This is a genomic window from Terriglobia bacterium (genome assembly GCA_020073495.1).
Taxonomy (GTDB): domain Bacteria; phylum Acidobacteriota; class Terriglobia; order Terriglobales; family Acidobacteriaceae; genus JAIQFD01.
In genome coordinates, this window is the sequence record JAIQFD010000002.1 from 604,389 (window position 1) to 616,567 (window position 12,179).

The following is a 12,179-nucleotide window of genomic DNA, read 5'->3' on the forward strand; positions in this document are numbered from 1 at the left end:
ACCGCGTCGATCACGGAAGCGCAGGCATTGCCGTCTGGTGGGGCGCAGGCGGTGGCGGGGGCAATGGCCTCGGCGCCGGTTCGGGTGAGGGCTTCGGCCGCGGCACCCCGGCGGGCGGCCTTCCCAGCACGATCTCCCGGATGCCCGCCGCCGTTTGGTCGTCGAAGCTCTCCATCACCAGCACCATCTGGCCCCAGGGCTCGACGAAGACGGGGCCGTCTTCCGTGCTCCACCTGGTGTTGCTGGCGACCCGCTGGGCGAAATCGCTCTTGGCGTTGGCAACCGAGGCCCGATCCGCTTGCTTGTATCGCTTCCCCAGCCAGGAACTGTACCGCTGGGCAAAGCGGGTGGCGTCGTCCGGACTCGCCCAGCGCGACAGGTAGAAAACGGCCAGGTCGCTGGGCTCGACCGGCTTGTTCTCCACCACCTGGTGTCCCGGCCGCACCACCACCCAGTACAGTCCGCCCCGCCACTTGTCGGAGAGTTCGTCCGCCAGCTTCTCGTCGGCGAACTGCTTGAGCATGACGTAAACGTCGAACTGGCCGACCTCGCCGGCGTCATAGCTCCGGTACTTCTTCCCGACCAGGGGGACGATGCGAGGGAACGGCATGGGCGGCAGTTGCTCGCGGTCCACGTATGCCTGCGGGGTCATGATCTGCCGCGTGTTTTTCGGCGGGACGCGCAAGGCAGCGTCGAATGCCAGCTGCTTGCCTCCTTCCGCCAGCAGTTTTTGCTCGAACCCAAGCCCAAAGGTGTAGGCGAACAGCAACGATTCCCGGATGTACATGGGCGCGGACTTCAGGATAGGCGACTCTTCCGTCTGGTGCAGCGTCTGTTGCTTGAACATTTCGGCCATGAACGGCGCCTCGGCCACCGTGTGCCCGCTGGGCGCCAGGATGTAGTCCAGCATCACCACCATGGCCTGCCCTTCGGAGACCGACTGCCGCGCCGCCCGCTCTTCGTCGGGCTCGATGTTGTACGGATCGTTCTTCAGCACCGGCTTCTGCTTTGGATCGGGAGCGTCTTCCGAGGTGATCTCCGACCACTTCTCCAGGTCGAAGTTCTGGTCCTGGAGAGCATGGGTCAGTTCATGCGCAAGGACCGGCTGCTGGAGCTCGGGCTGGACCCAGTTCAGCAGGTACATGGTCTTGGTCTTCGGCTCGTAGAAGCCCTCCACCTGCTCCTCCAGCATCCGGATCAGGAACGCGCGCAGATCGAAGTCGCGGGGCACCAGGCTGAGTTTCTTGAGTACGGCTTCCGTTCGCCGGAAGCGCTGCGTGTCCGGGTCTTCGTCAATCTTCTTGATGAGGAAATCGTGGAACTGCGGCCGGCTCATCAGCTCGCGTTTCACAGTCCCCCGGATGGGCAGGCGCGAATCCTCGCTGGCAAAACGCAGGATCTCGTCCACCGAGCTGAACAGTCGCTGGGCTTCTTCCGGGGTAATCCGTGTTTCCGGCTGCGGGGACGGCTTCTGGGCCTGCGTCTGCGGCGGCTTGACCTGTCCTTGCGGCCGCGAGGGCGGGGCTTGCTGCGCCGCCGCGACCCCGGCGGCAAGCACTATGACGGCGAACCAGTTCAGTATCCTGCAAAGGAGATTGTCAACCGACCCCATATTGACCATAATTTCTAACACACGCACCGGGCGGAAGTTGGGGGCGCCGCCCTGAGGGCAACACCGTGGCCAACCAGGATGCACAAAAGCAGGCGGCGGAATTCTTTCACCTAGCCTACGAGTGTCAGATGCAGGGCGACCTCAAGGAGGCCATCGCCCTCTACACCCGCTCCATCGAGACCTTCCCCACCGCCGAGGCCTACACGTTCCGCGGCTGGACCTACTCGTTCCTTGGCGATTACGACCGCGCCATCGCCGAATGCCTGCGGGCTATCGAGGTAGACCCCGCCCTGGGCAATCCCTACAACGACATCGGCGCCTACCTCATCGAGCAGAACAAGTGGGAGGAGTCCATTCCCTGGTTCCAGAGAGCCATGCACGCGGCCCGGTACCAGGCCCGCTGCTATCCCCACATGAACCTCGGTCGGGTCTACGAGAAGAAGCGCGACTGGAAGCGCGCCAAGGAATGCTACGCCCGGGCCTGCTTCCTGAATCCCCACTACCCAGAGGCACGGATGGCGCTCCGCCGCCTGCAAGCGGCATTCAACTAGCGCTTCCGGTTTCCCTCGTGTCTAATTTATCGGTGAAGCTTTTCAGACTTTCCCTGCGATCCAATCTCCTGCTTCCAGCGTACCCAGCTTTCCGCCGATATCCTGCGTCGTCTTCTTCTCGCGGACTGCCGCCAGCACCGCGTTGTTGATGCGCTCGGCTTCCTTGGTCAGACCCAGAAAGTCGAGCATCATCGCCGCCGTCAGGATGGCGCCGATCGGATTCGCGATGTTCTTGCCCGCGAACGAAGGAGCCGACCCATGCACCGGCTCGAACATGGACGTCCGCCCGGGATGGATGTTCCCGCTCGGTGCCATCCCCAGCCCGCCCTGTAGTCCCGCCGCGAGGTCTGTGATGATGTCGCCGAACATGTTGTTAGTCACGATCACGTCGAACTGCCTCGGATCGCGCACCATGTGCATACACAGCGCGTCCACGTACATGTGGTGCGCCTGGATGTCGGAATACTCCCTGGCGGCTTGCTTGAACGTTCGCTGCCACAGGCCGCCGGCGTAGGTCATTACGTTCGACTTGTCGGTCATCAGGACTTTCTTGCGCCCGTGCTTGCGGGCGTACTCGAAAGCGTAGCGGATGATGCGTTCTACGCCCTTGCGCGTGTTGCGATCCTCCTGGGTGGCGACCTCGTCCGCAGTTCCCTGCTTCTGCACGCTCCCGACATCCACGTACGGCCCCTCCGTGTTCTCCCGGACCACGACGAAGTCCACGTCCTCGGGCGTCATGTTCTTCAGCGGGCAGAGGGATTCGTCCAGCAGTTTCACCGGGCGCAGGTTCACGTACAGGTCCATCTTGAAGCGCATGCCGAGCAGGATCTCTTTGGCGTGGATATTCGAGGGCACGCGCGGATCGCCCAGCGCCCCCACCAGGATGGCGTCGAAGTCCCTCGCCAGCATCGTGAAACCGTCCGCCGGGATGGTGGTGCCATCCTTCAGGTAGCGGTCGGCGCTCCAATCGAATTCGGTGAACTCGACCGGCGCACTCGTCGCGCGCACCACCTTCATGGCCTCGGCGACGACCTCCTTGCCGATGCCGTCACCCGGAACTGCGGCGATTTTTTTCCTCTCAGTTCGACCCACGGCCTGAAAACCTACCACAGCCGTCCACCTTCAGCCATCCGCCGTCGGCTTTCCGAGGTCCGATATAATCAGTTGTTTACCATGCCTTCCACTACCCTGACGGAGAAGCTGCGGACCTCTGGAGCCCGTATCGCCGCGTTCAATGGCGCGGAGACCGCGGCTGTCTTCAGCGAAGCGACCGCAGAATTTGCCGCTCTGCGCGCAGGCGCCGGCGTCTTTGACCTCGGCTGGCGCGGCAAGCTGCTGCTCACCGGCGCCGACCGCCAGAAATGGCTGAACGGCATGGTGACGAACAACATCCGCGACCTGGCCGTCGGCATAGGCACTTACAACTTTCTGCTCAACGCCCAGGGACACATCCTCGGCGACATGTACCTTTACAACCGCGGCGACTACGTCCTGCTCGACACGGACGCGTCGCAGGCTGCCAAGCTCAGGGAGTCGCTCGACCGGTTCATCATCATGGACGACGTCGAGATCTCCGACGCCAGCGACAAGCTGACCGCGATCGGCCTGCTGGGGCCGAAAGCGCGCGAGGTGATGGCAACAGCGGGGATCACGGCGCCGGAACTTCAGCCGCTGCAAGTGCACGACACCGTCTGGCTCGACGCCGGGATCACGGTTGTGGCCACCGACCACGGCGGCTACGAGATCTGGCTGGCACACGCCAACGCGGGAAAGCTCTGGGACGCGCTGATGGCAGCGGGCGCCACGCCCGTCGGCAGCGACGCACTCGAACTCTGGCGCATCGCGCAAGGCATTCCGCGCTATGGCCAGGACATTCGCGAGCGCGACCTGCCCCAGGAAACCGGGCAGATGCGTGCCCTGAATTTCATCAAGGGCTGCTACGTCGGCCAGGAGATCGTGGAGCGTATCCGCTCGCGTGGCGCGGTCCATCGCCACTTCACCGGCTTTGAGATCGACGGTCCCGTCCCCGCTCCCGGAACAAAGTTACAGGCCAACGGCAAGGATGTGGGCGAGATCACCAGCGTCGCAACACTTCCCGGTGGCAGAACTCTCGCCCTCGGCTACATCCGCCGCGAAGCTGGCGGTCCGGGAACCGCAGCGACTGCTGGTAGTGCAGAAGTCCGCATTGCCGAATTGCCTTTCGTACTCGAACCGGTTCTCAAGGTCTGAGTACTGGGTGCCGAGTACTGAGTACTTCTTTATGCCAGAAGAAAAGAAATCCGATTTCGTCGTCACCGACAAGCGCAAGTTCACCACAGAGGGCGAGCGGCGCGAGGACACGCCACGCGAAGACACGCCTCCCGCGCCCGCCGAAGAGGCTGCGCCGCAGCACGAGGCGGCTGCCGGCAGCGGTGGGGAGCGCAGTGAAATGCCTCCGCCGCCGACCGCCGAGGAGCAGCAGGCGAGCAAGGATGCTTACGCCGATTCGCGCACGAAGTTCGGAGCTTCGCCCCTCGCCGGCCGTTCACCCCAGGAGTTCGAGATGACTTTCGAGCGCCTGGTCAGCTCGCTCTACATGAGCGGAGCGATGGCTCTGGGCGGCATGCAGGATGAGGGCGGCAAGGCCATGGTGGACATCATGGGGGCGCGCCAGACCATCGATACGCTCGCCATCCTCGCCGATAAGACCAAGGGCAACCTCACCGCCGCCGAGGAGAACCTGCTCCACAGCTGCCTCTTCGATCTGCGCATGGCCTACGTCCAGATCACCAACCTGATCGCGCAGCAGGGCCGCGGAGACAACCCGCCGGAGAAGAAATGAAAGCCACGCTGACGGTGCTGGGGAGCGGAACGTCGATGGGCGTGCCCACCATCGGCTGCCGCTGCGACGTGTGCAACTCCCCCGACCCGCGCGACCGGCGCACGCGTCCCTCCATCATGGTGGAATACGAGGGCCACTCCGTTCTCATTGACACCACCCCCGATTTCCGCGAGCAGGCCATCCGCGAGCGCATCCGCAGCCTCGACGCCGTGATCTACACCCACGCACACGCCGACCACATCCTCGGGCTCGACGACCTCCGCCCACTTACCTTCTGGCGCGACTCGAACATCCCGCTCTACGCCGACGATACTTCCGCGGACATCATCCGCCGCATGTTCTCGTACATCTTCGAGGGCGACTACAAGTACGGCGGACTGGCGCGGGTAGAACTCAAGACCTTCAGCGGACCGCTGGAACTGTTCGGCGCGACGTTTACGCCCGTGAAAGTGATGCACGGCGACACCGAGATCCAAGGCTACCGCTTCGGCTCCGCCGCTTATCTCACCGACCACAGCGACATCCCGGAGGAATCGGTCGCCCAGTTGCAGGGCCTGGACATCCTCTTCCTCGACGCGCTGCGCAAGCGCCCCCATCCCACGCACTCGACCCTGGAGAACTCGGTCAAGCTGGTGGGGCGCATCCAACCGAAGCGGGCGTTCTTTACCCACATCTCGCACGACCTGGCGCACGAGCAGACCAACGCGTCCCTGCCTCCGCATATCCGCCTCGCGCACGACGGTCTGAAGCTGGAGTTCGAGCTCTGAGCGCCATGCAAGTCTTCCATCACATCGAAGAGGTCCCGCGCGATTTCGGCCCCACTGTGCTGAGCGTCGGTAACTTCGACGGCGTGCACCGGGCCCACCAGCATGTGCTCAAGGAAATGGTGCGGCGGGCGCGGGAGATCGGCGGCAGGGCGATGGTGATCACATTCGACCCGCATCCTACACGCGTCCTCCGGCCCGACGTCGCCCCGAAGCTGCTCACCCCGCTTCCGCGGAAACTCGATCTTCTTTCGGCCACCGGCCTCGACGCTACCCTCGTGCTGCCCTTTACTCGCGATCTCTCGCTGACGTCACCGCACGATTTCGGCGTCAGGATCCTGGGCAAGCGCCTGCACGCCCGCGAGGTGCACGAAGGGGCAAACTTTCACTTCGGTCACAAGGCAGCAGGAAACACCGACCGGCTCAAGGAATACGGCCGCGAGGCCGGATTCGAAGTAATGGCTTACCCCTACATGCAGGTGCGCGGCCACAAGGTCTCGAGCAGCCGCATCCGTGAGCTCTTACGCGAGGGGAACGTCAGCCAGGCGCGCCAGCTGCTGGGCTGGACCTTCAGCATCGTCAGCACGCCGGGACGCGGACGAGGTTTCGGCCACAAGTACACGGTTCCGACCATCAATCTCTCGCGCTACGACGAGTTGGTGCCGAAGGACGGCGTGTACATCACGCGGACGCAGGTGAACGGCGAATGCTTCGACTCGGTGACCAACATCGGCAACCGGCCCACCTTCGGCTCGGAGTCATTCGCCATCGAGACTCATCTGCTCAATTTCCACCCCATCGAACTGACGGCGGAAACGAAGGTCGAATTGTGGTTCCTCCGCCGCCTGCGGGACGAGATCAAGTTCCCTTCCGTGGATGACCTGCGGGTACAGATCGCGCACGACGTGAAGAGAGCGCGGCGCTACTTCAGCCTGCTCCCCCGCGTCACTCGGCCATAGCGAGGGTGGCGTCCGTGGGAGGCTCCGCTCCCTTGCGGTCCGGAAGCTGCACGATGATGGTTGCCGCCACCACCAGCGCCACTCCCATCAGCTGCAACCAGGACAGCCGCTCGGCGACAAAGGTCGCGGCGAACAGGATGGCGAACACCGGTTCCAGACAACTCGTCACAATGGCGCGGGTCGCGTCGAGGTACTGGAGCCCGGTGAAGTACAGGGAAAAGGGCAACAGCACCGAGATGCAAGCGAAGAAGAAGAGGAACCCCCACTGCGCGCCGGAGTAATGCGCCACTGCTATCTTCCAGGGAGGATTGACCACCAGCCAGAACAGCGCTGCTCCCAGCAGCACGTAAGTCAGGACGCGCCAGCGCTCGTAGCGGGCCACCAGGCCGTGACCGAAGACGTTGTAGAAAGCGAACGAGAACGCCGCCCCCAGGGCGGCAAGGACTCCGAGCGGGTTCAGTCTCAGCCGCGCGTGGCCGACCAGCCCGATGGCCAGCGCCGCTCCGATCACGGCCGCGGCGACGGCGAGGACGCGTTGCACCGTGGCGCGTTGCAGCCTTCGGGCCACCATGTACAACAGCACCCACACTGGGGCTGTGTATTGGAGAATGATCGCGGTCGCAACCGTCGTTTTCTCGATGGCGAAGTAGTAGAGAAAATTCGAGGCCGCAACTCCCGCTACGCCGACGACGAAGCACCGCAGCACGTCACCGACCGGCATGGCAAAAGCCCGTCCTCCGCGGACACCGGCTAGAAGCGGCGCCAGGACGATCAGCGAGAAGGTGGTGCGGGTCTGGGCGAGTATCAGCGGGTCGATGGCGGTGACGGTCCCGCCCAGCAGGCGGCCGGTGAAAACCAGTTTCCCCAGCGTCGCTGCGCCGCCCCAGCAGAAGGCGGCGCCGGCGATCGCCAGGTAGCCACGGACTGGATGGGATTCAGCGGGCAAGCGCCTCGTCGATCTGTTCGGGATCGAACCCGATCAGCACCTGGTCGCCGATCACGATGGTGGGCGTCGCGCGGCTCTGATAGGTTTCCACCAGTTCGCGCACTGCATTGAAGTCGGCGCTCACATCTCGGTCTTCGTATTGGATCCCTCTCTCCGAGAGGTAGGCCTTCGCCGTGTGGCACGGCGGTCATCCAGGTTGGCTAAAAAGGATCACCCGTTTGTCGGTCATAGGCAGATGAGACTACCGGAGGATGAAAAAGGCTGCATCATTTTTCCGCGAGCTCAATGGCATAGGTGATCTGCGCGGTCGCCTTCAGCATGCCTGCCACCGAGCAGTGCTTCTCTTCCGAGAGGCGCACCGCATCCTCCACCGCCTTTTTCGAGACCCTGCCGGTCACGCGGTAGACGAGCTTGATCTTCGTGTACACCTTCGGAGGCGAATCGGCGCGCTCCGCCTCAGCGCGGACCTGGACGCCGGTGAAGGGCTCGCGTTTCTTCGACAGGATGTTGATGACATCGACGGCGGTGCAGGAGCACAGGCCGATCAAAACCAACTCCATGGGGCCGTTGGCGGACTTGTCGGATCCCGCGTCCACGACGATCGCGTGGCCGCTCGAGGCCTTGCCGATGAAGCGCTCTTTGTCCGTCCAATTCACGACTGCTTCGACCATTGATTCTCCTGCCGTTACCGACGGTTATCCGTCTGCGGCTCGGTGTGGATGAGGACCTTGAAGAGCTCAGGGGCCGCCTGCTTGAAGCGGATCTCGAGCGCGGTGGAAATGTCGTGCACGCGCGCGAGCGGCAGCGAGTCGGGCATGGTGCAATGGCAAGAGAGGTACAGCCGCTCGCCGACCTTCTTGAAGGTGAACTCGTGCGCGTCGATGATCTCCGGGAACTCGGCGACGATCGTCTTGAGCTTTTTCTCCAGCTTGGGGTTGCCCAGGACGGCATCCGTGGTCTCAATGGTGGCGGGCTCGCTCTCAATGTGGGTGAGGATGGAGGAGATCTCGGGCACGTTTTCGCGGATCTCGGCTTCCAGCCGGGTGACGGTGTCGTGGGCGTCTTTGAGGGGCATGCGCTCGTCGAGTTCCAGGTGCTGCTCGACATGCAGCCGGCCGCCGAGGACCTGCACGCTGACGTCGTGCACGTTAAAGTTGTTGCGCGCCGCCACGCCCCGGATCCGGTCAAAGATGTTTTCTCCCCCGAACTCGCGGGGCACGGGATGAACGACAACGTCGGCCTCGGGAAGGATGCGGCGGACGGCCTGCGTCACCGCGTCCACCACTTGCTCCGACCTCTGGAAGGTGAGATTGCGACGCAGGGCGATGGAAAAGTCGGCGAAGTATCGGTTGCCGGCGCGGCGGATCCGGGCGCGGTCCACACCGAGCACTCCGTCCACGCGGGCCACCTCTTCGATGATCCGGGAGCGCACGCCGGAGGGCGCGGCGTCGAGCAGAGCGTCGATGGTCTGCCGCGCCAGCCGCCAGCTCACGTAGACGACGACGCCAGCGACCACCAGGGCGGCGATGGGGTCGGCATCGCGCAGCCACGGCAGGTTCAGGCGGCCGGGGTGGCCGAGTTCGACCAGGACCAAGCCGAGGATCACCACGGCGCTCGACCAGATGTCGGTGCTGAAGTGCAGAGCGTCGGCCTGGAGTGCCTGGCTGTCGTACTTGAGGGCGACGCGGCGCAGGGCGCGCGAGCGCCAGAAGTCCGCGATCATGGAGGCGAACATGACAACGAATGCGGCCAGGCTGGGCTCGATCTCCACGTGCTTGAAGAAGAGGCGCTTGACGGCCTCGTACACGATCCAGACGCAGGTCAGCAGCAGCAGGCCGGTCTCGATAAAGGCGGAGAAGTTCTCGACCTTGCCGTGGCCGTACTGGTGGTCGGCGTCGGCGGGCTTGTCGGAGACGCGGACGGAGAAGAAGGTGATGACGGCGGCGATGAGGTCGAGACCCGAGTGCGCGGCCTCGGAGAGAATGCCCAAGCTGCCCGTGGTCACGCCGACAACCAGCTTCAAACCAGTAATGCCGACGGCGGCGAACACGGAATTCAACGCCACTCCGCGCTTCTCGCCGCGCATCGTCTCCGACGCAAGCTGTCCCGGGTAACTGGCCATTGGGTTCATTATTCACCGGGAGCGGCGATGCGCCAAGACGGATGAGCGCCCCGGAGGCCATTTCCGCTTGTGGTAGCATCACGGATTAAACACTCGAACCATCCGGAGCCCACAGCATGCGCATTTTTCTCATACTTGCGGTATTGATGGCCATGGGAAGCGTCGCGGCCGCACAAGCGGGAACGCCGCAGACCTCGAAGAGCGCGCAAGGGGCCGCGAAAAAGCCGGCCACCCCAGCGAAGAAGAGTCCCGCCGGCGGCAGCCAAGCGGTGATCACCATCGAGAACCTGTGCCCGGCGAGGCAGCCCAAGCCGACGCCATGCAAAACCGTGATCACGAAAGACGAGTTCGAGCGGATCATGCATGCCATCCGGCCGAACCTGCCGCCGGGCGCGCGCATGCAGCTGGCACAAAGCTATGCCGAGTTGCTCACCTTCGCAGCCCAGGCGGAAAAGGCCGGCCTGGACAAAACGACGGAATTCCAGGAACAGATCAAGCTGCGGCGGCTGCAATCGCTGGCCATGGCCTATAACCGCTACCTCCAGGAGAAATACGCGAAACCCTCCGAGGCGGAACTGGAAAAATTCTACAACGAGAACAAGCCAGCGTACGAGGAGATCACGCTGAAGCGGATGCACATCCCCAAGCCGATCAGCAGCGGGGAGAAGAAACCAGCCATGGACGAAGCCGCCACCAAGGCGATGGCGGAAAGGACGCGCGAGCGCGCGGCAGCGGGAGAGGATTTCGACAAACTGCAACAGGAGGCAATCGCGGCGGTCAACCCGGAGGCAGCGAAGACAGCGGCGCCCCCGACAAGCATCGGTCCGCGGCGCCGCGGCACTCTCCCCCCGCCACAGGAGGCGCAAGTCTTTGAGCTCACTGCCGGGCAGGTGTCGCCCCTGTTTGATGAGCGTTACGGTTTTTTCATCTACAAGGTGGAGAGCAAGCGTGTGGTCCCGCTGGCTGAGGTGAAGACGCAGATCGCACGGCAGCTCGAGGAACAAAAGATGCGGGACGCCGTCGAGAAAACTATCAGCTTGGTGAAGACGACCTTCGAACAGAACTATTTCAAGCCTCCGGAGCCGCCGGAGGCCCCGGCCGCTGCGCCCGCGGCCCCCGTGACGCCCGCGCCGGCAGCACCGACTGCGGGAGCGGACAAGGAAGCTCCGAAACAGGAGCCGCCTGCAGCGACACCGCCTTCGCCGCCGCCTCAGCAGCAGCAGACGCCACCGCCCAGCGGGACCGCGCCGACCGCGCCCCCAAAGTAGATGAGTGACGCGCCGCAAACAGTCCTGATAACCGGCGTCGCGGGAAACCTGGGCCTGCGCCTGCTCCGCGAGCTGCTGGATTTCCAGGTGATCGGGCTGGACAAGGCGCGGCCTGGTGCCGACCTCCCGTTGCGCTTCGAGAGCATCGACCTGGGGGAGGAGGCGTCCTGCGGCCAGATGGTTTCGGTATTGCGTGAAACCGGCGCGCAGGCTGTGGTCCACCTGGCGTTTGTGATCGACCCCGTACGCACCGGCGTACTGAACGTGGACCGCATGTGGCGCATCAACGTGGCGGGCACCGCCCGGGTGATGGAGGCGATCGCGGTGGTGAACCGCACCGGTGGGGCGGTGAAGAAATTCATCTATCCGAGCAGCGTGTCGGCCTACGGCTCGGACTTCCCCAAGGCGGTCAGCGAAGATTACCGGCTCGGCGGCCACACTCTGCCGTACTCGATCCACAAACGCGAGGCGGACGAGGTGGTGCAGGAGCGCGCGCCGGCGCTGGGCGACTGCGCCACGTACCTCCTGCGCCCGCACATCTTCACCGGCGCCACCATGCAGAACTACCTGGTCGGCGCGCTGCGCGGGACACCAACCGGCCTCGGCAAGCTGGGCGCGTGGCTGCGCGAGCGCGGCACGCGTCTGCCCATCGTCCTTCCCATGGGCGAGCGATACCTCCAGACGAAGTGGCAGTTCGTGCACGTGGATGATGTCGCGCGACTGGTGGCGCACATCCTGCGCCGGGAGGACAAGCGCGGAGAGTTGACTGTGCTGAACGTCGCCGGCCGCGGGCGGTCACTCAGCTTTGGCGAATGCGTGCGTATCGCGAACGCTAAGATGGTCCGCCTGCCCGGACAGGCGGCGTGCCGCAAAGTGTTGGGCCTGATGTGGAACATGGGGATCTCCGGCGTTCCAGCCGAGGCGCTGCCCTTCTTCGTGGGCAGCTACACCATGGATACGTCGCGGCTGCAAAAGTTCCTGGGATCGGAGTACGAAAAAGTCATGCAGCACACCGTCGAGGAGGCTCTGGCCGATTCGTTCGTGCCGGTCGCGGAACGCAAGCCCCTGGTGGAGCCGGCAGTCGGCGGTCGGCAGTCGTCTGCGGGACGCTAGACAGCCAAGGGCGTTCGCCCCGA

Annotated in this window: 13 protein-coding genes; 7 read left to right on the forward strand and 6 right to left on the reverse strand. The window is 64.2% G+C overall.

Annotated features, from left to right (window positions below; translation table 11 throughout):
- Window positions 1-10: 10 nt before the first annotated feature.
- Entirely contained in the window at window positions 11-1,612 is a 1,602-nt protein-coding gene (locus LAN37_06575) for a hypothetical protein (GenBank protein MBZ5646873.1), read from the reverse strand.
- A gap of 128 nt (window positions 1,613-1,740) precedes the next feature.
- Between LAN37_06575 and LAN37_06580 the strand changes: the two genes are divergently transcribed.
- Window positions 1,741-2,163: a tetratricopeptide repeat protein gene (locus tag LAN37_06580; protein ID MBZ5646874.1), complete on the forward strand. Its 423-nt coding sequence runs from the start codon at window positions 1,741-1,743 to the stop codon at window positions 2,161-2,163.
- 42 nt (window positions 2,164-2,205) lie between these two features.
- Here LAN37_06580 and LAN37_06585 read toward each other — a convergent pair whose 3' ends face one another.
- The gene (locus LAN37_06585; GenBank protein ID MBZ5646875.1) at window positions 2,206-3,255 is read right to left on the reverse strand and encodes a 3-isopropylmalate dehydrogenase; all 1,050 of its coding nucleotides are present in this window, start codon (window positions 3,253-3,255) and stop codon (window positions 2,206-2,208) included.
- Between the two features lie 81 nt (window positions 3,256-3,336).
- Between LAN37_06585 and LAN37_06590 the strand changes: the two genes are divergently transcribed.
- Genes LAN37_06590 through LAN37_06605 form a run of 4 tightly spaced genes read left to right on the forward strand, consistent with a single transcriptional unit; the run spans window position 3,337 to window position 6,707 of the window.
- Entirely contained in the window at window positions 3,337-4,392 is a 1,056-nt protein-coding gene (locus tag LAN37_06590) for a folate-binding protein (GenBank protein MBZ5646876.1), read from the forward strand.
- A 31-nt stretch (window positions 4,393-4,423) separates the two neighbouring features.
- Window positions 4,424-4,984, forward strand: a complete 561-nt coding sequence (locus LAN37_06595) for a DUF1844 domain-containing protein (protein MBZ5646877.1) — start codon at window positions 4,424-4,426, stop codon at window positions 4,982-4,984.
- Entirely contained in the window at window positions 4,981-5,751 is a 771-nt protein-coding gene (locus LAN37_06600) for an MBL fold metallo-hydrolase (protein ID MBZ5646878.1), read from the forward strand. Before LAN37_06595 ends, LAN37_06600 begins: the two co-directional genes overlap by 4 nt.
- Before the next feature lie 5 nt (window positions 5,752-5,756).
- Window positions 5,757-6,707 (forward strand): bifunctional riboflavin kinase/FAD synthetase, encoded by a 951-nt coding sequence (locus LAN37_06605; GenBank protein MBZ5646879.1) that lies wholly within the window; start codon window positions 5,757-5,759, stop codon window positions 6,705-6,707.
- Here the strand turns inward: LAN37_06605 and LAN37_06610 are convergent.
- The 4 genes from LAN37_06610 to LAN37_06625 form a co-directional block, all read right to left on the reverse strand.
- Window positions 6,694-7,653 carry an EamA family transporter gene (locus tag LAN37_06610; GenBank protein ID MBZ5646880.1) on the reverse strand — a complete coding sequence of 320 codons (960 nt, stop codon included), beginning with the start codon at window positions 7,651-7,653 and terminating at the stop codon, window positions 6,694-6,696. The genes LAN37_06605 and LAN37_06610 overlap by 14 nt on opposite strands.
- Complete coding sequence (locus LAN37_06615) at window positions 7,643-7,798, reverse strand: glutaredoxin family protein (GenBank protein MBZ5646881.1); 156 nt, start codon at window positions 7,796-7,798, stop codon at window positions 7,643-7,645. The genes LAN37_06610 and LAN37_06615 overlap by 11 nt, the downstream gene beginning before the upstream one ends.
- 121 nt (window positions 7,799-7,919) lie before the next feature.
- Window positions 7,920-8,324 carry an OsmC family protein gene (locus tag LAN37_06620; protein MBZ5646882.1) on the reverse strand — a complete coding sequence of 135 codons (405 nt, stop codon included), beginning with the start codon at window positions 8,322-8,324 and terminating at the stop codon, window positions 7,920-7,922.
- A gap of 14 nt (window positions 8,325-8,338) precedes the next feature.
- The gene (locus tag LAN37_06625) at window positions 8,339-9,775 is read right to left on the reverse strand and encodes a cation-efflux pump (GenBank protein ID MBZ5646883.1); all 1,437 of its coding nucleotides are present in this window, start codon (window positions 9,773-9,775) and stop codon (window positions 8,339-8,341) included.
- Window positions 9,776-9,891: 116 nt separating this feature from the next.
- Between LAN37_06625 and LAN37_06630 the strand changes: the two genes are divergently transcribed.
- Window positions 9,892-11,043: a peptidyl-prolyl cis-trans isomerase gene (locus LAN37_06630; protein MBZ5646884.1), complete on the forward strand. Its 1,152-nt coding sequence runs from the start codon at window positions 9,892-9,894 to the stop codon at window positions 11,041-11,043.
- Window positions 11,044-12,156, forward strand: coding sequence for an NAD-dependent epimerase/dehydratase family protein (locus LAN37_06635; GenBank protein MBZ5646885.1), 1,113 nt, complete (start codon window positions 11,044-11,046; stop codon window positions 12,154-12,156).
- Window positions 12,157-12,179 lie beyond the last annotated feature (23 nt).